At 64.0% G+C, this 20,184-nt stretch carries 16 protein-coding genes; 11 read left to right on the top strand and 5 right to left on the bottom strand.

The features are described 5' to 3' along the window. Positions 1–110: 110 nt before the first annotated feature. Positions 111–1,163, bottom strand: a complete 1,053-nt coding sequence (locus tag NOV72_RS20735; protein ID WP_106856458.1) for a sugar ABC transporter substrate-binding protein — start codon at positions 1,161–1,163, stop codon at positions 111–113. A 201-nt stretch (positions 1,164–1,364) separates the two neighbouring features. On the opposite strand from NOV72_RS20735, the gene NOV72_RS20730 reads away from it, so the two are divergent. From NOV72_RS20730 to NOV72_RS20715, 4 genes are all read left to right on the top strand, one after another. Then, positions 1,365–2,243, top strand: a complete 879-nt coding sequence (locus NOV72_RS20730; protein WP_106856457.1) for a MurR/RpiR family transcriptional regulator — start codon at positions 1,365–1,367, stop codon at positions 2,241–2,243. Next, a complete protein-coding gene (gene iolG / locus NOV72_RS20725) occupies positions 2,233–3,237 on the top strand; it encodes an inositol 2-dehydrogenase (protein WP_106856456.1) in 1,005 nt (334 codons plus the stop codon). Before NOV72_RS20730 ends, iolG begins: the two co-directional genes overlap by 11 nt. Then, positions 3,234–4,250, top strand: a complete 1,017-nt coding sequence (locus NOV72_RS20720; RefSeq protein WP_106856455.1) for a Gfo/Idh/MocA family protein — start codon at positions 3,234–3,236, stop codon at positions 4,248–4,250. Before iolG ends, NOV72_RS20720 begins: the two co-directional genes overlap by 4 nt. 65 nt (positions 4,251–4,315) lie before the next feature. After that, positions 4,316–4,543 carry a sulfurtransferase TusA family protein gene (locus tag NOV72_RS20715; RefSeq protein ID WP_008341954.1) on the top strand — a complete coding sequence of 76 codons (228 nt, stop codon included), beginning with the start codon at positions 4,316–4,318 and terminating at the stop codon, positions 4,541–4,543. An 89-nt stretch (positions 4,544–4,632) separates the two neighbouring features. On the opposite strand, the gene galU is transcribed toward NOV72_RS20715, so the two are convergent. Both galU and NOV72_RS20705 read right to left on the bottom strand, forming a co-directional pair. Beyond that, positions 4,633–5,514, bottom strand: a complete 882-nt coding sequence (gene galU / locus NOV72_RS20710) for a UTP--glucose-1-phosphate uridylyltransferase GalU (protein ID WP_106856454.1) — start codon at positions 5,512–5,514, stop codon at positions 4,633–4,635. Positions 5,515–5,592: 78 nt separating this feature from the next. After that, positions 5,593–8,460 carry a valine--tRNA ligase gene (locus tag NOV72_RS20705; protein WP_106856453.1) on the bottom strand — a complete coding sequence of 956 codons (2,868 nt, stop codon included), beginning with the start codon at positions 8,458–8,460 and terminating at the stop codon, positions 5,593–5,595. 193 nt (positions 8,461–8,653) lie between these two features. Here NOV72_RS20705 and NOV72_RS20700 point away from each other — a divergent pair, with 193 nt between their 5' ends. The 5 genes from NOV72_RS20700 (at position 8,654) to NOV72_RS20680 (ending at position 14,629) form a co-directional block, all read left to right on the top strand. After that, a complete protein-coding gene (locus tag NOV72_RS20700) occupies positions 8,654–11,017 on the top strand; it encodes a UvrD-helicase domain-containing protein (RefSeq protein ID WP_106856452.1) in 2,364 nt (787 codons plus the stop codon). 2 nt (positions 11,018–11,019) lie between these two features. Further along, complete coding sequence (locus tag NOV72_RS20695) at positions 11,020–11,772, top strand: 5'-methylthioadenosine/adenosylhomocysteine nucleosidase (protein ID WP_106856502.1); 753 nt, start codon at positions 11,020–11,022, stop codon at positions 11,770–11,772. A 117-nt stretch (positions 11,773–11,889) separates the two neighbouring features. Then, positions 11,890–12,165 carry a hypothetical protein gene (locus tag NOV72_RS20690; RefSeq protein WP_106856451.1) on the top strand — a complete coding sequence of 92 codons (276 nt, stop codon included), beginning with the start codon at positions 11,890–11,892 and terminating at the stop codon, positions 12,163–12,165. Positions 12,166–12,191: 26 nt separating this feature from the next. Then, a complete protein-coding gene (locus NOV72_RS20685) occupies positions 12,192–12,641 on the top strand; it encodes a hypothetical protein (protein ID WP_106856450.1) in 450 nt (149 codons plus the stop codon). Continuing rightward, positions 12,638–14,629: a propionate--CoA ligase gene (locus NOV72_RS20680; protein ID WP_425428744.1), complete on the top strand. Its 1,992-nt coding sequence runs from the start codon at positions 12,638–12,640 to the stop codon at positions 14,627–14,629. Before NOV72_RS20685 ends, NOV72_RS20680 begins: the two co-directional genes overlap by 4 nt. Positions 14,630–14,700: 71 nt before the next feature. On the opposite strand, the gene NOV72_RS20675 is transcribed toward NOV72_RS20680, so the two are convergent. Then, the gene (locus NOV72_RS20675) at positions 14,701–15,957 is read right to left on the bottom strand and encodes an MFS transporter (RefSeq protein ID WP_106856448.1); all 1,257 of its coding nucleotides are present in this window, start codon (positions 15,955–15,957) and stop codon (positions 14,701–14,703) included. Positions 15,958–16,296: 339 nt separating this feature from the next. Here NOV72_RS20675 and NOV72_RS20670 point away from each other — a divergent pair, with 339 nt between their 5' ends. Further along, positions 16,297–17,964, top strand: coding sequence for a methyl-accepting chemotaxis protein (locus tag NOV72_RS20670; RefSeq protein WP_106856447.1), 1,668 nt, complete (start codon positions 16,297–16,299; stop codon positions 17,962–17,964). 156 nt (positions 17,965–18,120) lie between these two features. After that, positions 18,121–18,564 carry a hypothetical protein gene (locus tag NOV72_RS20665; protein ID WP_106856446.1) on the top strand — a complete coding sequence of 148 codons (444 nt, stop codon included), beginning with the start codon at positions 18,121–18,123 and terminating at the stop codon, positions 18,562–18,564. 26 nt (positions 18,565–18,590) lie between these two features. On the opposite strand, the gene NOV72_RS20660 is transcribed toward NOV72_RS20665, so the two are convergent. Then, positions 18,591–20,063 carry an HDOD domain-containing protein gene (locus tag NOV72_RS20660; RefSeq protein ID WP_106856445.1) on the bottom strand — a complete coding sequence of 491 codons (1,473 nt, stop codon included), beginning with the start codon at positions 20,061–20,063 and terminating at the stop codon, positions 18,591–18,593. Positions 20,064–20,184: the final 121 nt, after the last annotated feature.

Here is a 20,184-nt window from a genome sequence, read left to right as displayed (position 1 = left end):
ACCGATGTGCGTGCCCCCGCCGCGTCCCGAAACGGAGCGCGGCAGAAGCAGTGGACAGCGATGAAGGCGGGCGGCGCTAAGGATGCCGCCCAAAGAAGGTCAGCTTGCGATCAACGATATTGACCGGCGTACTTCACGACCTTGTCGAGATTTTCCTTGGTGATGAAGCCCGGTCCCGAACGAATGTTCTTCGGGCCATACGACGGCTGCAATCCGTAGGTTTCGAGGCGCGCCTTGAACTTCGGATTCGCTTCGAGAATTTGACGGATCTTCGCCGGATCGGTGGTGTGCTCCTTGTGCACGATCGCGAGCACCGCCACCGGGATATAGCCCTGCAGATACGGCTGCTGATCGATCGCGAACTTGATCGTGCCGTCCTTGATCGCCTTCGCGATGTCGTCGGAGAAGTCGAAGGTCACGAAATAGATCTTGTTTTGCAGGCCCATTTGCGTCACGGCCTTGAGCGTCGCGGATGCGGGCGTCGGTCCGAGCGTGAGGATCGCGCCCGTGTCCGGATGATTGCGCAGATACGCCGATACCTTCGATTGAATCTCGGTCGGGTCTTGTCCCGAATCGATCGTCGACGCCTTGTAGTCGATGCCGAGCGCATCGGCGAAGCCCTTGCATCGATCGAACGACACGGTGTTGGTCGCGATGTGATTCACGCACAGGAACGACTTCACGCCCGCGGCTTTCGCTTTTTCGCCCGCCGCCTTGCCCGCGACATATTCCGGCTGGCCGACGTGCATGATCGCGCCCAGTTGCGCGCTCTGTTCCTCGGTGCCGGAGTTGATCGTCACGAGCGGAATCTTCTTCGCGGTGACCTTGTTGATCGCGCTCTTCAACACGTCGAAGTCGGCGATGGTGGTGATGACGCCGTCGTAGTTGCGCGCGGCGGCCTGCTCGATCAGACGCGACATGTCCGCGATATCGCCGTTCGGCGGATTGCGGTAGTCCGTCTGCACGTTGAAGTCTTCGTCGGCCTGCTTGATCGCGTTTTTGATGGTGTTCCACCAGGAATCCGAATCCGGCGCGTGGCTGATGAGCACGAACTTCGCGTCGGGCGCCGCCGCTGCCGGACTCGCCGCCATCAACGTTGCGCTGCACAACGCAGCAGCAGCCACCAGCGCGCGCAGCGCGGCCCGACCGTTGCAAATGGTCATTGTCTCCACCTATCTCGGTTGTTGTTTGGTGTGATGTCTCACGAGCCGGCCCTTCGATGTGCCGTGCTCAGGACCAAGAGTAGGTCAGTTTTCAGTGGCCTGCAATAGATATTTTATTGGTTCGGCAAATGGAAAATACATTCCAATTTGCTTGCCGCCTTCCTATAATCGGTTCCAAGACGAACATCGAAAGAGCCTGTGATGGATGACGCCAGCACCGACGTACAAAGCGTCGACGAACTCATGCAGCGGATCACCGACGCGTACGACTCGCTGCCGCGCCAGTTGAAGAGTGTCGCGACGTATATCGAGCAGCATCGCCCCAGCGTGATGATGGATCGCACGAGCGATATCGCCAGTGCGTGCGGCGTGCATGCGTCGGCGGTCGTGCGTTTCGCGCAGCGCTTCGGCTTCTCCGGCTTCTCGGATCTGCAGGCCGTTTTCAGGCAGGCGTACACGGGCGCGGGCGGTTCGCAGCAGAGCTATCAGCAGCGCATTCGCAAGCTCATCGACGAGAAGGCGGGCGAGGCGTCGGGGCTGTCGGTGGCGCGCGAGTTCATCGCGGCGAGCCGTACAGGTCTCGACGAACTCGAAGCCGGCCTCGACGACGCGCAATTCGAAGCCGCCGTCGACATGCTCTCGCAGGCCGAGAACATCTACGTGATCGGCGTGCGCCGGTCGTTCGCGGTGGCGAGCTACATCGTCTATGCATTGCAGCACACGAAGAAGCGCGTGCATCTGATTTCGGGCTTCGGCGGCATGTTCCGCGAGCAGGTCCGCAGCGTGAAGAAGGGGGACGTGGTGGTCGCGATCAGCTTCGCGCCCTACGGCAAGGAGACGCAATACTGCGTGCGCGCCGCGCAGCATCACGGAGCGAAGACCCTCGTCATCACCGATAGCCAGCTTTCGCCGCTCGCCCGACACGCGAGCGCGAGCCTGTTCGTGAAGGAAGGCAGTGCGTTCGCGTTCCGTTCGCTCACGAGCACCATTTGCCTGTGCCAGGCGTTGTTCATCGCGCTCGCGTACCGGCTGGAGTTGAACGTCGAGGAATCCAAGGAGACAGGTGGCTATGACGATTGATGTGGCGGTGTTTGGAGCAGGGCGCATCGGCAAGATTCACGCGGCCAATCTCGCGCGGCAGCCGGGCGTGCGTTTGAAATACGTCGTCGATGTGAACCGCGACGCGGCCTCCGCATTGGCCGACTTGCACGGCGCGCAAGTCGCCGATGTCGATGGCGCGATGGGCGATGCCTCCGTCGGCGCGACCGTCGTGTGTTCGAGCACGGACACGCATGCGGACCTGATTCTCGCGTCGGCGGCGCAGAAGAAGCACGTGTTCTGCGAGAAGCCCGTCGATCTCGCGATCGAGCGCGCGCGTGCATGCGCCGATGCCGTCGCGAATGCGGGCGTCGTCTGCATGATCGGCTTTCAGCGCCGCTTCGACCCGACGTTCTCGGCGCTGAAGGCGCGCATCGACGCGGGCGAGATCGGCGATCCGGAAATGCTGATCGTCACGAGCCGCGATCCGGGCGCGCCGCCTGTCGAGTACATCAAACATTCGGGCGGCATCTTCAAGGACATGCTGATCCACGACTTCGATATCTTCCGCTGGATTCTCGACGACGAAGCCGACACGCTGCACGCGACGGGGAGTTGCTTGAGCGATCCGGCCATCGCCGATGCGGGCGACATCGATTCGACCGCCGTGACAATCCGCACGAAACGCGGGCGTCTTTGCCAGATCAATACGGCGCGGCGCGCGGCGTACGGCTACGATCAGCGCTTCGAATTGCTCGGCAGCGCGGGCATGCTGCAAGCGGGCAACGTGCGGCCTACCGAAGTCACGTCATATACGAAGACGGCCGTATCGAACGACGTTCCCGAAGCGTTCTTCCTCGAACGCTATCGCGCGGCGTACGCGGCGGAAATCGCGCATTTCTTCGATGCGGTCGAGAACGGCAAGCCAGTGCGCACGACGGTCGCGGACGGTTTGAAGGCGCTTGAACTCGCCGAAGCCGCGACGCTGTCGTGGCGCGAGAAGCGCATCGTCAGGCTCGGGGAGAACGTCGCATGAACGCGGTGCGCTTCGGTATCGTCGGCTTGGGGCGGCTCGGGCGCCGTCATGCGGAAAATCTCGCGTGGCACGTGCCGGGCGCGAAGCTCGTCGCGGCGTGCAGCCCTGTTGCGCAGGAACGCGAATGGGCTTCATCGTGCCTGCCCGAACTGTCGCTTCATGCGGACTACGAAACGTTGCTCGCCGATGCGTCGATCGATGCCGTGTGGCTCGTCACGCCGACATCGCTGCACGCGCGGCAGATCATCGCCGCGTTGCGCGCGGGCAAGCACGTGTTCTGCGAGAAGCCGCTGTCGCTCGATCTCGACGAATGCGACGCCGTGCTCGAAGAACATTCGCGTCATCCGCATCTGCAGGTGATGATCGGCTTCGTGCGGCGCTTCGATGCGAGCTATCGCGATGCGTTCGACGGCATCGCGAAAGGCGCGATCGGCCGGCCCTTCATGGTGCGCTCGCAGACTTGCGACAAGAACGATCCGGACGGCTTCTTCGTGCGATTCGCGCCGACATCGGGCGGGCTCTTTCTCGATTGCAGCGTGCACGACATCGATCTCGCGCGCTGGCTGCTCGGCAATCCGAAGCCGAAACGCGTGTATGCGAGCGGCACCATCGCGATTCATGAAGGCTTGCGCGAGTGCGGCGATATCGACAACGGCGTGGGCACGATCGAGTTCGACGACGGACGGCTGGCCGTGCTGTATGCATCGCGCACGATGGCGCACGGGCACGACACGCAGACGGAAGTGATCGGCACGGCGGGCGCGCTGTCCGTGGGGCGCAATCCGCGGGCGAATCGCGTCGAGATCGCGGATGCGCACGGCATGCGCAATGCGTGCACGCCGACGTTCTTCGAGCGCTTCGAAGATGCGTTCTTGCGCGAGGCGCAGGCGTTCGTGGCGCTGCTCCGAGACGGAAGGCCGACCGGGCTCACGCTGGAGGACGCGAGGGAAGCGACGCGCATCGGGATCGCGATGCGAGAGGCTTACGAAAAGGGGCGCGCGGTGGAGTTGTGAACGCTGCGCTAGAATCGAACCTTCACCGGGCGCTCACCCCACAGGCAAAGAAAGGTTCAATCGCGATGGAAGTTCACAAGGAAGTCGACGCGCGCGGGCTCAACTGTCCGTTGCCGATTCTGCGGGCAAAAAAGGCGCTCGCCGACATGACGAGCGGTCAGATTCTAAAGGTGCTCGCAACCGACCCGGGATCGCAGCGCGATTTCGCGGCGTTCGCCAAGCAGACCGGCAACGAGATCGTCGAATCGACGGCGCAGGACAAGACGTTTATTTTTCTGATGCGCCGACGTTGAAACGGACAAGCAGGCGCCCGAAAGCAAAAAGCCCGTCACGCAAGTGACGGGCTTTTTTCCATGAGCGGGGCAATGGAAAAGGCGGGGCTTCAGCCTTCCAGAATCGGCGCGCGGTTGCGCAGATATTCCTCGAACTCCGCCTTCACTTCCGGATGACGCAGCGCGAATTCCACCGTGGCCTTCAGATAGCCCAGCTTGCTGCCGCAGTCGAAACGGGTGCCGTGATACTTGTAGGCGAGCACTTGCTCGTCCGACAGCAGCGATTGAATCGCGTCCGTCAGTTGCAGTTCGCCGCCCGCGCCCGGCTTCAGCGCGCGGATGTGATCGAAAATACGCGGCTTCAGCACGTAACGGCCAACGACGCCCAGGTTCGACGGCGCCACCGCCGGTTCCGGCTTTTCGACGATGCCCGACAGCTTGAAGATGTTGTCTTCCCACTCCTTGCCGTCGATGATGCCGTACGACTTCGAATCCGCAGGCGGGATTTCTTCGACGCCGATCACCGAGCTGTGATAGTGGTCGAACACCTCGATCATCTGCGACATCACGGGCGGCTTGCCGTACAGCAAGTCGTCCGCGAGGATCACGGCGAACGGGTTGTCGCCGACGAGCTTCTCCGCGCACAGCACCGCGTGGCCGAGGCCGAGCGCTTCGGCCTGACGCACGTAGAAGCAGTCCACATGGCTCGGCTTGATGCTGCGCACGAGTTCGAGCAGCTTGTCCTTGCCGCGCGCTTCGAGTTCCGCTTCGATCTCGTAGGATTTGTCGAAGTGATCTTCAATGGCCCGCTTGCTGCGGCCCGTCACGAAGATCATTTCGGTGATGCCGGCGGCCATCGCTTCTTCAACCGCGTATTGAATCAGCGGCTTGTCCACGACGGGCAGCATTTCCTTCGGGCTTGCCTTGGTCGCCGGTAGGAACCGCGTGCCCAGACCTGCGACGGGGAATACCGCTTTGGTAACTTTTAGCATGTGATGACCCTGATCCTTTTAAATCAATGAAACGCCGAGACAACCGGAACGGATCGATAAATGATTCGAACCCCCAATTCAATCAGGCAAACGCAATAATTGGGCCTGAAGTTTCTCGATAGTGGTTCCGTATTCTGCCAGCCTTTTGCGCTCCTGTTCAACGACAGCCGCAGGCGCTTTTGCAACAAAGCTTTCATTGCCGAGCTTCGCGTTACATTTAACGATCTCGCCATTCAGACGGTCCACTTCCTTCGTGAGACGTTCACGCTCCGCGGCGACATCGATCTCGACCTTCAGCACGAGCTTGTTCGTGCCGACGATCGCGACCGGCGCGCCATGCGCCTCCTTGTCGAGGGCGGCTTCGTCGTCGATGACCTTCACTTCGGAAAGACGCGCGAGGGCGGCGATATACGGCGCGAACGCGGAAAGGCGCGCCGCGTCGCCGTGCGCGAGCAACGGCACCTTCACCGCGGGCGACAGATTCATTTCGCCACGCAGATTACGACACGCATCGATGACACTCTTCAGTTCGGCGGCCCACTGTTCCGCGGATTCGTCGATCTTTTTCTGCTCGGCGCGCGGGTAGGGCTGCGTCATGATCGAGACTTCGCCTTCCTTCGCGCCCGCCGGGAACGCGTCCGTCAGCGGCGCGACCTTCTGCCACAGCGCTTCGGTGATGAAAGGAATGATCGGATGCGCGAGGCGCAGCACCGTTTCCAGCACGCGCAACAGCGTGCGGCGCGTCGCGGTCTGCTGTTCCGCCGTGCCGGTCTGAATCTGCACCTTCGCGAGTTCGAGATACCAGTCGCAGTATTCGTCCCACACGAACTTGTAGAGCGCGCTCGCGACGTTGTCGAAGCGGTAGTCCGCGAAGCCCTTCTCGACTTCCGCTTCCACGCGCTGAAGCAGCGAGACGATCCAGCGGTCCGCCTGCGAGTAGTCCGTGTAGCCGCCGGGGCCGCAATCGCCCGGCTTGCACGCGCCCGGATTGGCGAAACCGCAATCGTGACCTTCGCAATTCATCAACACGAAACGCGTGGCGTTCCACAGCTTGTTGCAGAAGTTGCGATAACCCTCGCAGCGCGCGAGGTCGAAGTTCACGTTGCGGCCGAGCGTGGCCATCGACGCCATCGTGAAGCGCAGCGCGTCCGTGCCGAACGACGGAATGCCTTCGGGAAATTCCTTGCGCGTCTTCTTCTCGATCTGCGCAGCGGCCTTCGGATTCATGAGGCCCGTCGTGCGTTTCGCGACGAGCGATTCGAGATCGATGCCGTCCACGATGTCGATCGGGTCGAGCGTGTTGCCCTTGCTCTTCGACATCTTCTGACCTTCGGCGTCGCGCACGAGGCCATGCACATAGACGGTGTCGAACGGCACCTTTCCGGTGAAGTGCGTGGTCATCATCACCATTCTGGCGACCCAGAAGAAGATGATGTCGAAGCCCGTCACGAGCACGGACGAAGGCAGAAACGCCGCGAGTTCCTTCGTCTCGTTCGGCCAGCCGAGCGACGAGAACGGCACGAGCGCGGACGAGAACCACGTGTCGAGCACGTCTTCATCGCGCTTGAGCGAGCCTGCGTAGCCTTGCGCGTCGGCGTCGGCGCGCGCGTCTTCTTCGGTCTTCGCGACGAAGATCTCGCCGTTCTCGCCGTACCATGCGGGAATCTGATGGCCCCACCACAACTGACGCGAGATGCACCAGTCCTGGATGTTCTCGAGCCATTGGTAGTACGTGGTGGTCCAGTTCTCCGGCACGAACCTGATCTGGCCGCTCTTCACGACATCGAGCGACGTCTCGGTGATCGACTTGCCCGGATTGAACGTGCCCTCCGGCGCCGGCCGGGTCATCGCGACGAACCACTGGTCCGTCAGCATCGGTTCGATGACCACGTTCGTGCGATCGCCGCGCGGCACCATCAGCTTGTGCGGCTTGATGGATTCGAGTAGGCCGAGCGCTTCGAGATCCTTCACGACTTCCTTGCGCGCGTCGAAGCGGTCCAGGCCGCGATACTTTTCGGGTGCGTTGCCGTTGATCTTCGCGTCGAGCGTGAGAATTTCGATTTGCGGCAGCTTGTGGCGCTGGCCGACGGCGTAGTCGTTGAAATCGTGCGCGGGCGTGACCTTCACGACGCCCGTGCCGAACTCGCGGTCGACGTATTCATCGGCGATGACCGGAATTTCGCGATCGCACAGCGGCAGCACGACCGTCTTGCCGATCAGATGCCGGTAACGCTCGTCTTCCGGATGCACCATCACGGCGACGTCGCCGAGCATGGTTTCGGGGCGCGTCGTGGCCACCGTGAGGTGGCCCGAGCCGTCCGGCAGCGGATACCGGATGTGCCACAGGCTGCCGTTCTCTTCCTCGCTCGCGACTTCGAGATCCGAGACGGCCGTGCCGAGCACCGGGTCCCAGTTCACGAGCCGCTTGCCGCGATAAATGAGCCCTTGCTTGTAGAGCGTGACGAAGACATCGCGCACGGCGGCCGACATCTTGTCGTCCATCGTGAAGTATTCGCGCGACCAGTCGATCGACGCGCCGAGGCGGCGCACCTGATTCGTGATCGTCGAGCCGGATTGCTGCTTCCACGCCCAGACGCGCTTAAGGAACTCCTCGCGGCCGAGATCATGGCGCGAGACGCCTTGCGCATCGAGCTGACGTTCGACGACGATCTGCGTTGCGATGCCCGCGTGGTCCGTGCCCGGCACCCACAGCGTGTTCTCGCCGAGCATGCGGTGATAGCGCGTGAGACCGTCCATGATGGTCTGATTGAACGCGTGCCCCATGTGCAGCGTGCCGGTGACGTTCGGCGGCGGCAGTTGAATGGAGAAATTCTTCGCGCCGTCCTTGAACGTGGGAGCGGAGTAACCGCGCTTTTCCCATTCCGGGCCCCATTGGGACTCGATGTTTTGAGGCTCGAAGCTCTTCGCAAGCGTGCTGTCGCTCATTGTGGAATCTGCCGAAAAATGCGTGAAAAAATGCGGGGGAATCCCCAATTATAAGGTTCCGCGCGGGCCGTCGGACGAATTCGGCCCGTGCGCGCCTGCCTTCGGGCGGCCGGCGACTCCATCGGCGCGGTCTTATAATGATCGGCCCGCCGCCAGAGATTTCTGGCCCGCTTTTCTGCCGCCGCACTTTCCCATGCCCGACCTGCTCGCGAATCTGAACCCCGAACAACTCGCCGCCGTGACGCTGCCGAACGAGCCCGCGCTCATTCTCGCGGGCGCCGGCAGCGGCAAGACGCGCGTGCTCATCACGCGCATCGCATGGCTGATCCAGCAGGGCTATGCGTCGCCGCCGACCGTGCTGGCCGTCACCTTCACGAACAAGGCCGCGCGCGAAATGATGGCGCGCCTCTCCGCGCTCCTGCCGATCGACACGCGCGGCATGTGGATCGGCACCTTTCACGGCCTGTGCAACCGCATGCTGCGCGCGCATTACCGCGACGCCGGCCTGCCGCAAACGTTCCAGATTCTCGATACGGCCGATCAGCTTTCCGCCATCAAGCGTCTGATGAAGGGCCTGAACGTCGACGACGAAAAGTATCCGGCGAAGAATCTCCAGTACTTCGTCAACAACGCGAAGGAGCAGGGGCTGCGTCCGAAAGACGTCGATGCCACCGATGCGTTCAACCGCAAGTTCGTCGAACTGTACGAAGCCTACGATCAGCAATGCCAGCGCGAAGGCGTCGTCGATTTTCCGGAACTGCTGCTGCGCTGCCACGAGTTGCTCGCGCACAATCCGCCGCTGCGCGCGCACTATCAGGCGCGCTTTCGCAACATTCTCGTCGACGAGTTTCAGGACACGAACAAGCTGCAATATGCGTGGCTGAAGCTGCTCGCGGGCGAGCACAACGCGATCTTCGCGGTCGGCGACGACGATCAGTCCATCTATGCGTTTCGCGGCGCGAACGTCGGCAACATGCGCGATTTCGAGAACGAATTCCGTGTGCGCAATCTCATCAAGCTGGAGCAGAACTACCGCTCGCACGGCCATATTCTCGATACGGCGAACTATCTGATCGCGAACAACGCGCGGCGGCTCGGCAAGAATCTGCGCACCGACGCGGGCCACGGCGAGCCGGTGCGCGTCTACGAGGCCGCGACGGATTCGCAGGAAGCGGGCTGGATCGTCGAGGAGATCAAGGCGCTCATCAACACGGGCGTGTCGCGCGGCGAAGTGGCGGTGCTTTACCGGAGCAACGCGCAGTCGCGGACCATCGAGCATACGCTCGTGAACGCGGGCATTCCGTATCGCGTGTACGGCGGCCTGCGCTTCTTCGAACGTCAGGAAGTGAAGCATGCGCTCGCGTATCTGCGTCTGATCGACAATCCGAACGACGACACCGCGTTCGCGCGCGTCGTCAATTTCCCGACGCGCGGCATCGGTGCGCGTTCCATCGAACAGGTTGCCGACTCCGCGCGTCTCTATAACTGTTCGATGGCCGCCGCCGTGCCGTATGTCACCGGCAAGGCGGGATCGAGCCTTGGCGCGTTCGCGACGCTGATCGCGAAAATGCGCGCCGAAACGCAGCAGATGAGCCTGCCGGAAACGGTCGAATACGTCGTGCGCGCGAGCGGTCTCGCCGCGTTCTATGAAACCGAGCGCGAAGGTCAGGATCGCCTCGAAAACCTGCAGGAACTCGTGAACGCGGCGGCCGCGTTCGTGAGCGAAGAAGGCTACGGCCTCGACACGCCCGCGCGTTCCATTCCGTTGCGTCCCGGCGCCACGGCTTTGCCGGAAATCGTCAGCGACGACGGCGAGATCGAAGTGCTCGACGCGCCCGGCATCGCCGATCCCGCGCAGAATCCCGACACGATGACGCCGCTCGCCGGGTTCCTGTCGCACGCATCGCTCGAAGCCGGCGACAACCAGGCGCAGGCCGGCCAGGACGCGGTGCAACTCATGACCGTGCACGCGGCGAAGGGCCTCGAATTCACGGCGGTGTTCATCACCGGGCTGGAAGAGGGCTTGTTTCCGCACGAGAACAGCGCGCAGGAATCGGACGGGCTGGAGGAAGAGCGGCGGCTCATGTACGTGGCGATCACGCGGGCGAAGGAACGGCTTTATCTGTCGTTCGCGCAGAGCCGCATGCTGCACGGTCAGACGCGCTACAACATCCGCTCGCGCTTTTTCGATGAATTGCCGGAAGGCTCGCTCAAGTGGCTCACGCCGAAGATCGAGGCGGGCGCGCGCTGGGGCGGACGCGCGGACAACGCCGGCTGGGGCCGCGACTGGTTCGCGCGTCCGGGACAGGAGCGCGGCGGTTCGTCGTATCCGCGCGATGAAGCCGTGAGCGCCGCGCTGCCCGCGTTCGCCAACCAGCAGCGCGCGGTCGAGGCGGGCTTCAAGGTCGGCCAGGCCGTGTTCCACACGAAGTTCGGCGAAGGCACCGTGACGGCGCTCGAAGGCTCCGGCGGCGATGCGCGCGCGCAAGTGCGCTTCAAACGCCACGGCGAGAAGTGGCTGGCGCTGTCGGTCGCGAAACTCCAGGCCGTCGAATGAAGATGACGCGGCTCGGGATCATGGCGGCGCTGCCGCAGGAACTGGGCGATCTGATCGCGCAGATGCGCACGGCGGGCGAAGTTCGCGCGGTCACGCTCGGGCGGCGCGAGTACTTCGTCGGCGACGCGTACGGCGTTCCGGCCGCGGTCACCCTCGCGCGCGTCGGCAAGGTGGCGGCGGCCGCGACCGCGAGCGCGCTGATCCATGTCTTCGAAGCCGATGCCATCGTCTTCACGGGCGTCGCGGGCGGCGTGCGGGCGGACGTCCGGGTCGGCGATGTCGTCGTCGCGGATACGTTGATGCAGCACGATCTCGATGCCTCGCCGCTCTTTCCGCGCTACGAAGTGCCGCTGCTCGAGCGCGCGCGCTTCGACGCCGATCGCTCGCTCTCCGATGCGCTCGGCGCCGCCGCCGCCGCGTTCATCGCCGAAGAAGGCCACGCGCTTTCGGAACGTTTCGCGGTCGCCGCGCCGCGCGTGCATCGCGGGCTGGTCGTGAGCGGCGATCGCTTCATCGCGAGCCACGACGCGCTCTTCGCCTTGCGCGACGCATTGCCGGACGCGCTCGCGGTCGAAATGGAAGGCGCGGCCATCGCGCAAGTCTGTTACGAGCACGGCGTGCCATGCGCGGTCGTGCGCACGATTTCCGATACGGCCGATGCGGCCGCACCCGCATCCTTCGTCGAATTCCTGACCTCGATTGCGGCGACTTACTCGTCGGGCATCGTGTCGCGCTTTTTGCGCGCCGCTGCCTGATTCCTCGCCGACGCCCGCTTTCATCGAAAAATCCCGCTTGTAGTTGAGAATGATTCTCAATACAATGACTCGCACGACGTGAGGCAGTCATTGAGGCACAACGGGAGGTCCGACGACATGACCAACGATTTCACCGCCATCGGCATGACGGGCGACGAGCGCCCGGCGTGCGAAATCGGCGGGCGGGGCGAGCGTTGCGCCATTTCGGCGAACGCCGCGAAGGTTCTCGAAACGACGCGCCGCGCGTGGAGCGAGGCGTCGGCTCATGCGCCGAAGGAAGCGGCACGCCGGCCGCCGCGCGTCACGCAACCCAAGAAGCGAGTGGTGCCGCGGCGTTCCCGCTGGCCGTCGCTCGTCGCCGCGCTGAACTACTGGAGCCCGAAACCGCTGTGAACGCCGCCGATTCCACTTCGAAATTCATGACGCCGTCCCCGCTCGCCCTCGACGAGCGCCTGTTCGATGCGAGCCGTTTCCCGCTCGTGCGGCTGCGTCCGCGCGCCGTGAAGCCGGGCTACGCGTTCGCGTGGACCACGCAGATGCGCCGGCTCCTCGCGCTCGCGACGCCCTTCGTGCTGGTGGCCGAGCACGACGAAACCGAAACCGCCGACGACGCGAACCTGCGCGCCGCATGGATGCGCACGCATCGCGCGATGCTTGCCGCATATTGCCGCGGCCTGATCGTGATCGAGCCGCGCATCGCGGCGCGCGCGACCACGCGCGAGACCTTGCGCGCGCTGACGGAAGGCGTCGGCGTGCGTACGGTCGTCGTGTCGAGCATCCGCGTCGCGGGCGAGCTGGCGCCGGTGCTGCTCAAGCATTCGGCGTCCGAGGCCGCGCCCGCTCGCGCCACGCGCAGCCGGGCGGTCTGAACGGTCCGACCGATCAGGGCGCGCCCTGTCTAGCACGGGTCCGATGGCTGCTCTATCCTGTGGGGCCAGCCAACGCCGCTTTGCAGAGGACGCGCATGCCGACTTACCAGGAAGCGTATCGACGGTCGATCGACGAGCCCGAAGCGTTCTGGGCCGAACAGGCCCGGCGCATTCATTGGCAGACTCCGTTCGATCAGGTGCTCGATCGTAGCCAGCCGCCGTTCGCGCGCTGGTTCGTCGGCGGCAAGACCAATCTGTGTCACAACGCGGTGGACCGGCATCTCGCGTCGCGCGCGCAGCAGGACGCGCTCGTCTATGTATCGACGGAAACGGGCATAGAACGCCGCTACACCTACGCCGAACTGCACGCCGAGGTGAACCGCATGGCCGCCGTCATGCGTTCGCTGCACGTGAAGAAGGGCGACCGCGTGCTCGTCTATCTGCCGATGATCCCCGAAGCGCTCTTCGCGATGCTCGCGTGCGCGCGCATCGGCGCGATTCATTCGGTCGTGTTCGGCGGCTTCGCGGCGCCGAATCTCGCGGCCCGCATCGACGACGCCGAGCCCGCGCTCATCGTCACCGCCGATGCCGGTGCGCGCGCGGGCAAGGTGATCGACTACACGCCGCTCGTCGACGAAGCCTTGTCGCGCGCCGAATACAAGGTGCCGCAGGTGCTGCTGATCGACCGGCAACTCGCGCCCGAGCGCTTGCAGGCGAGCTATCTGGTCTCGTACGAACCGCTGCGCGAGCAATTCTTCGACGCCCACGTGCCCTGCGAATGGCTCGAATCGAACGAGCCTTCGTACGTGCTGTACACGTCGGGCACGACGGGCAAGCCGAAGGGGGTGCAGCGCGACGTCGGCGGTTACGCGGTGGCGCTCGCCGCATCGATGGAGCATATCTTCCAGGGCGCGCCGGGCGACACGTTGTTCACCGCATCGGATGTCGGCTGGGTCGTCGGGCACAGCTACATCATTTATGCGCCGCTGATCGCCGGATTGACGACCGTCATGTACGAAGGCACGCCCATCCGTCCCGATGGCGGAATCTGGTGGCGGCTCGTCGAGCAATACAAGATCAACCTGATGTTCACCGCGCCGACCGCCATCCGCGTGCTCAAGAAGCAGGACGCGGCGCTGATGGAGAAATACGATCTGTCGAGTCTGCGCGCGCTGTTTCTCGCGGGCGAACCGCTCGACGAGCCGACCGCGCAGTGGATCCAGAGCGCGCTGAAGAAGCCCGTCATCGACAATTACTGGCAGACGGAAACCGGCTGGCCGATGATCGCGATTCCGCGCGGCATCGAGGAATTGCCGACGAAGCTCGGCTCGCCGGGCGTGCCGTCGATGGGCTTCAACCTCGAGCTGCGCAACGAAGCAACAGGCGATGCCTGCGCGCCGGGCGAGAAGGGCGTCGTCACGCTGTCGTACCCGTTGCCGCCGGGCTGCATGCAGACCGTATGGCGCGATGACAAGCGTTTCGTCGATACGTACTGGAAGAGCGTCCCGGATCAAATGGTCTATTCGACCTTCGACTGGGGCGTGCAGGACGAAGACGGTTACGTGTCGATTCTCGGGCGCACCGACGACGTCATCAACGTCGCGGGGCATCGGCTCGGGACGCGCGAGATCGAGGAGGCGTTGTCGGCGCATCCGGCCGTGGCGGAAGTGGCGGTCGTCGGTATCGCGGATCCGGTGAAGGGGCAGGCCGCGGCGGCGTTCGTCGTGCTGCGCGACGCGGACCGCATCAATGCGCCGGGCGCGCGCGAGGGCATGGAGGCCGAGCTTTGTCACGCGGTGGATTCGCAGCTCGGGGCGATCGCGCGTCCGGCCAGCGTGCACTTCGTGACGATGTTGCCGAAGACGCGCTCGGGAAAGTTGCTGCGACGGGCGATCGCCGCGCTGGCGGAAGGACGCGATCCGGGCGAGCTGCCGACGATCGAAGATCCGGGCGCGCTGATGCAGGTGCGAGAAGCGCTGGGAAACTGACTGCCTGAAACGCGACGGGCGCGCGGTCCGCAAAGACCGGCGCGCCCGCCGTCGTGCATCACGTCGTGCGATCAGCCTTTCGCGTGCGCCTCGTGCGTCTTCGGCAGCAATACCGTCAGCACGCCGAGCAGCGGCAGGAAGGCGCAAACCTTGTACACGTAATCGATGCTGGTGGCATCGGCGAGATGGCCGAGCACCGCCGCGCCGACTCCGCCCATTCCGAACGCGAAGCCGAAGAACAGGCCCGCGACCATGCCGACCTTGCCCGGAATCAGCTCCTGCGCATACACGAGGATCGCGGAGAACGCCGACGCCAGCACGAGCCCGATGATCACCGACAACACGCCGGTCCAGAACAGATTCACGTAAGGCATCAGGAGCGTGAACGGCGCGACGCCGAGAATCGACACCCAGATCACCGCCTTGCGCCCGACCTTGTCGCCGACCGGCCCGCCGATGATCGTGCCCGCCGCCACCGCCGCGAGGAATACGAACAGGTGAATCTGCGCGGCTTGCACGGACAGCCCGAACTTGCTGATCAGATAGAACGTGAAGTAGCTGGTGATGCTCGCGAGATAGAAGTATTTGGAGAACACGAGCAGCACGAGCACGCTCATCGCCATGACGACCTTGTTGCGTGGAAGCGTCGCATGCACGACCTGCTTGCGGCCCTTCTTCGTCGCCGGATGACGCTTGTACCAGCGACCGATATTCGCCAGCACGAACATGGCGACGAGCGCCGCCGCCGAAAACCACGCGATGCTCTTCTGCCCGTGCGGAATGACGATCAGCGCGGCGAGCAGCGGCCCGAGCGACGCGCCCGCATTGCCGCCGACCTGAAACAGCGACTGCGCGAGCCCATGCCGACCACCCGACGCCATGCGCGCGACCCGCGACGACTCCGGATGAAACACCGACGATCCGCAGCCGACCAGCGCCGCCGCGATCAGCAGTGTGCCGAAGTTGCCCGCGATCGACATCAGCAGCAAACCCGACAACGTGAAGCCCATGCCGACAGGCAGCGAGTAAGGCTTCGGATGCTTGTCCGTGTACAAACCGACGAGCGGCTGCAGCAGCGAAGCCGTGACCTGATAGACCAGCGTGATGAGGCCGATCTGTCCGAACGTGAGCGCGAACTCGCTCTTGAACATCGGATAGATCGCCAGGATCAGCGACTGGATCATGTCGTTCAGAAGGTGCGAGAAGCTGATCGCGCCCAGAACGGAATAGACGGTGCGTTGCGCGCCCGTGCTCGCGGAACCTGCGGCGGGTGCGCCGGCCGATGCGCCGGAAGGCGACAAAGCGCCCTTGTCGATGCTGGTTTGCATAGTAGATGGCAGAAGAAAGCGGGAAGCGTCTCGGTTTTTGGTCTTTTTTCAGTGCGGCATTTATGCGCAAGCTGAATTTCTGACAAGTGTAGGCTGTCCTCGTTGCGTTGTCCCGCCAAGCTTTGTCGCGAATCGGACAGGATCGCGGGCGCTGGCGACGGGGTTTCGTCTTACGCAACGATTTTTGGCCGGTTATAAAAAGCGCGGCCGGCGAGCGCGCGTTCGCTTTCCGATAAAAGGCTCAAGAAAGCCGACAAACCTGCCGTATTCCGGTGGGGAGACCAGACCAGGACTCGCCGCACGACGGCCAAGTCCGCAGATTAAATCGGGGATCGATCGATGAAACTGTTTTCGCTACGCGGCGCTAAAGACGCGGGCTTCGTGGCGCACGCCGGCGCTGCGGCGGCTGAAGAATACGCAGACGGGCGCGCGGCGGCGAAGCGCGCGCTGTCCGTCAAGGCATCGCTCAGGCTCGCGTTCGGGCTCGTGCTCGCCGGGACGCTTGTCATCGGCGCGATTTCGCTCACGCAGATCAGCCGTCTGAACGGCGCGACCGAATCCATCTACACGCAAGGCTACGTCGCGAGCCGCGCGGCCGAGGAAACGCGCGGCTATCTGCTGCGCGCAAGCCGCTCGCAGAAGATGTTGCTCACCGCGTCGACCGCGAAGGAGCGCGAAGATCTCGGCGCGCAGGTCGAGCAATCGCTCGCCGATATCGGAAAGGAGCAGGCGCCGCTCGCGCAGTACATCGATCACGCCGACCAGGACGCGCTCGCGCAGCAAAAGCGCTTTTCCACGGCGCTCGCGAAATGGAGCGAGAACCTGCGGACTTTCGTGAAACTCGTGAAAGAGCAGCCGCTCGATCTCTCGCAGATGAACTGGCAAGTCGGCACGCAGGACGTGTCGCTGCTCGTCGAAACAGGCAAGCTCGAAAAGATGGTCGACGATCTCGTCGCGCGCCGCGGCGCCGCGGCCAAGGCGACGATCGATTCCGCCGCGTTCATCTTCCATTCGTCGTTCGTGATGGTGTCGGTGCTGACGCTCGGCCTGTTCGCGCTCGCGATCGTCGTCTCGGAATGGGTCGTGCGGCGTCTCGCCGGCCAGCTCGGCGGCGAGCCCGGTTATGCAAAGGACATCGCGCGGCGCATCGCGTCCGGCGATCTCGCGCATCCGGTCAAGCTGAAGCGCCGCGACGACGCCTCCATGCTGCACGCGCTCTCCGAAATGCAGGCGGGCCTTTCGTCGACGGTCGGCGATATCGCCGCGAGCGCGGAGGCGATCGCATCGGCGTCGAGCGAAATTTCCACGGGCAACGTCGACTTGTCGCGCCGGACCGAAGAGCAGGCGGTCGCGCTGGAAAAGACCGCGGCCAGCATGGAGCAGCTCACGTCGACGGTTCGCCAGAACGCGGACAACGCGAAGCAGGCGAGCACGCTCGCCGCGAACGCATCGGCGATCGCGGAGAAGGGCGGCGCGGTCGTCGGCCGCGTCGTGGAGACGATGCAGCGCATCGATGCCAGCGCGAAGAGTATCGGCGACATCATCGGCGTGATCGAGGGCATCGCGTTCCAGACGAACATCCTCGCGCTGAACGCGGCGGTCGAGGCCGCGCGCGCGGGCGAGCAGGGGCGCGGCTTCGCGGTCGTCGCGGGCGAGGTGCGCAGTCTCGCGCAGCGTTCGTCGTCGGCGGCGAAGGAGATCAAAGGCTTGATCGACACGTCGGTGTCGCGCGTGTCGGACGGCTCGTCCTACGCGCAGGAAGCCGGCGCGACGATGGAGGAAGTCGTGAAGGCCGTGCGCCGCGTCACCGACATCATGGGCGAGATTTCGGCGGCGTCGGCGGAGCAGAAGACGGGCATCGAATCGATTGGCGAAGCCGTCACCAAGATGGACGCGAACACGCAGCAGAACGCCGCGCTCGTCGAAGAAGCGGCCGCGGCGGCGCAGTCGCTCGACGATCAGGCGCGCGCGCTGAAGTCGCTCGTCGGCAAATTCCAGTTGGCCTGACGCTTCACATCGATATAGAATCGCGGACGGGCGCGGCAGGGCGCCCGGTCTCGCAAAAGTCTTACGCACCTGCCACGCAGAATTCAACTCCGGATCGAACCGCAACGTCGAACCTTTATAGCCGCAGCGAGAACGGCGCAACAAAGGAACAACGTCATGTGGTCAACATCCTGTCCAATCTCCTCTTCCGTTTCCAATAGCGACTTTCTGCGCGAACACGCGCGGCGTCTGCTCCGCCATGCGCGCGACGGCGACACGAGCGCGTCCATGCCCGTGTTGCGACGTCTGCTCGCCACGAACGTCACGCGCGCGGCGCGTCTCGCCGACCTGCACGCGATCCGCGACGATCTGCAACTGAAGCATCTCCTCGCGATGCTCGCCATCGAACTCGGCTACGCGAACTGGGACGCCTGCAAGCCCGATATCGACAAGCAGCCGGGCGCGATCATCGATCGCTATCGGCTCGACGCCGGCGCGTTCAACGATCACGAAAAGAACTGGTTTGCGAACGAGGCGGACGCGCTCGAATGGCAGCGCTCGCACGGCGGCTATATCGTGCGATACGGCGAGCAGGCCGTGGCGATCCTGAAGCGGGAATAAGACGATGCGCGCTGGAACGGAGCCGGTCAGATCAGCTCGACTTCCTTCCAGTTCGCGCCGAGGAAGAAACGGCTCAGCTCCTTCGTGAGCTCGTTCAGCGCGCTCATCTCGGGCGCCGAGATCTTGCGTACGTGCTGCGGGGAAGTCCAGTCGCCGTAGATCAGCGCGACGGTCGAATCGTTCGATTTCACCGGCAGCAGCACGAAAGCCTGAGCTTCGCCGAGCGTTTCCTTGTACCAGCGCGGCAGGCGCGCGTCGATGCGCGCGTCGTGCGCGTTCTCGATGAAAATGCCGACCGGATTCGTGATCGCGAGATGGAACACGTCGGGCCGGAAATCCGCCGAGAAACGCAGTTGCGGCAGCATGGGCTCGATGCCCGCGCCAAGCGCGAGACGCGCCTGGAACTCGTTGTTGGCCTGGCGCACGAACACCACGGTGCGCGACAGATGCAGGCTTCCCAGTATCGATTCCGATGCCAGCGAAAGCGCCGGCGCGAGCGCGTTTTTCGACGGCAACGAGCGCAAGTCGTCGACGCTCGCGCCGATGCGCGCTTCCGCCGATACCTTCGCGCGCGCCATGGCGTCGGCGTTCGCCTGCAGTTCGGAGATCTCGCGGATCACGCCGTCGCTCGCTTCCTCGTTCGCGAGCGCGAGGCTCATTGCGGTGAGCGTGTCGGCGTCGGTCTTGAGCGGGTCGCTGTAGCGGCTCGCGATATCGAACAGCACCGACTCGCGATTTTCCGCGTCCGTGCTCTGCGCGGTGAGCGCGTCGGCGACTTCGGTCGAATAGTTGGAAATGGCGCGCAGCCAGCGCACGTGCTTCGGCACGGTTTCGTCGACGGGCGCGTTCGGGTCGGTCGCGCGCATGCCCTCGCGGATGGTCTCGGGCAGACGCCAGCGGTCCGCCGCTTCGAGGCCGATTTCGTCGAACGTGACGCCGAGCAGCGCGGCGCACGCCTCGCTGTCCGGAATGTTTTCCGACGCCGCCTTGCGCCGCAACTGATCCCACTCGTGTTCGAGATAGAACGCGACGAGCAGCTTGCCGATTTGCCGCATCAGCGTGCAGACGACCGCTTCCTCGGCGGAACGCAGGTCCTTGTGCTCGGTGAGCTGCCGCGCGACCGCGCCCGAGAGCAGGGTGCGGTTCAGTTCGAGTTTCGCGTCGATGCGGCGCGGCGCGCTCTGATGAAAGTGATCGACGAGCTTCAGTCCGACGACGAGATGGCCGACCGCGTCCATGCCGAGCACCATCAGCGCGCGCGTGACCGTGGTGATGTTGCCGCCGAACGCGATGTACATCGCCGAATTGGCGAGGCGCAGCACCTTCTGCGTGAGGCCGACGTCCGACAGCACGACATGCACGAGCGACGTGAAGTCGAGGTCGTTGTCGTTCATCGCGGACACAGTGGTGCGCAGCGCCTGAGATAGCATGGGGAAGTCCCCGCGCTCGCTCATGCGCGCCCACAGCTTGTCCAGTAGTTCGGCCTTGGTGCGTGCCATTGCTAAAAGTAAGAAGCCTTGCTCGTTACGCGACGGCTAACCCGAGGCGGTCCAGCAGATTCAATCCACCCCGACAACGAAATGTACACGTTATTAGGGAGTTACGGCGTGTCCTTCGATT

Origin of the sequence: Caballeronia novacaledonica (assembly GCF_900258035.1) — a bacterium.
GTDB lineage: Bacteria > Pseudomonadota > Gammaproteobacteria > Burkholderiales > Burkholderiaceae > Caballeronia > Caballeronia novacaledonica.
The sequence above is the reverse complement of the archived record's forward strand: the minus strand, read 5'-3'. Positions and strand labels throughout refer to the sequence as shown.

What these genes read in the sequence shown, in the direction of transcription:
- NOV72_RS20695 (WP_106856502.1), top strand. Translation starts at nt 11,020, where the DNA reads ATGACGCGGCTCGGGATCATGGCGGCGCTGCCGCAGGAACTGGGCGAT.
- NOV72_RS20685 (WP_106856450.1), top strand. Translation starts at nt 12,192, where the DNA reads ATGACGCCGTCCCCGCTCGCCCTCGACGAGCGCCTGTTCGATGCGAGC.
- NOV72_RS20715 (WP_008341954.1), top strand. Translation starts at nt 4,316, where the DNA reads ATGGAAGTTCACAAGGAAGTCGACGCGCGCGGGCTCAACTGTCCGTTG.
- NOV72_RS20660 (WP_106856445.1), bottom strand. Translation starts at nt 20,063, where the DNA reads ATGGCACGCACCAAGGCCGAACTACTGGACAAGCTGTGGGCGCGCATG.
- NOV72_RS20720 (WP_106856455.1), top strand. Translation starts at nt 3,234, where the DNA reads ATGAACGCGGTGCGCTTCGGTATCGTCGGCTTGGGGCGGCTCGGGCGC.
- NOV72_RS20730 (WP_106856457.1), top strand. Translation starts at nt 1,365, where the DNA reads ATGGATGACGCCAGCACCGACGTACAAAGCGTCGACGAACTCATGCAG.
- NOV72_RS20705 (WP_106856453.1), bottom strand. Translation starts at nt 8,460, where the DNA reads ATGAGCGACAGCACGCTTGCGAAGAGCTTCGAGCCTCAAAACATCGAG.
- galU (WP_106856454.1), bottom strand. Translation starts at nt 5,514, where the DNA reads ATGCTAAAAGTTACCAAAGCGGTATTCCCCGTCGCAGGTCTGGGCACG.
- NOV72_RS20665 (WP_106856446.1), top strand. Translation starts at nt 18,121, where the DNA reads ATGTGGTCAACATCCTGTCCAATCTCCTCTTCCGTTTCCAATAGCGAC.
- NOV72_RS20675 (WP_106856448.1), bottom strand. Translation starts at nt 15,957, where the DNA reads ATGCAAACCAGCATCGACAAGGGCGCTTTGTCGCCTTCCGGCGCATCG.
- NOV72_RS20700 (WP_106856452.1), top strand. Translation starts at nt 8,654, where the DNA reads ATGCCCGACCTGCTCGCGAATCTGAACCCCGAACAACTCGCCGCCGTG.
- NOV72_RS20690 (WP_106856451.1), top strand. Translation starts at nt 11,890, where the DNA reads ATGACCAACGATTTCACCGCCATCGGCATGACGGGCGACGAGCGCCCG.
- iolG (WP_106856456.1), top strand. Translation starts at nt 2,233, where the DNA reads ATGACGATTGATGTGGCGGTGTTTGGAGCAGGGCGCATCGGCAAGATT.
- NOV72_RS20670 (WP_106856447.1), top strand. Translation starts at nt 16,297, where the DNA reads ATGAAACTGTTTTCGCTACGCGGCGCTAAAGACGCGGGCTTCGTGGCG.
- NOV72_RS20735 (WP_106856458.1), bottom strand. Translation starts at nt 1,163, where the DNA reads ATGACCATTTGCAACGGTCGGGCCGCGCTGCGCGCGCTGGTGGCTGCT.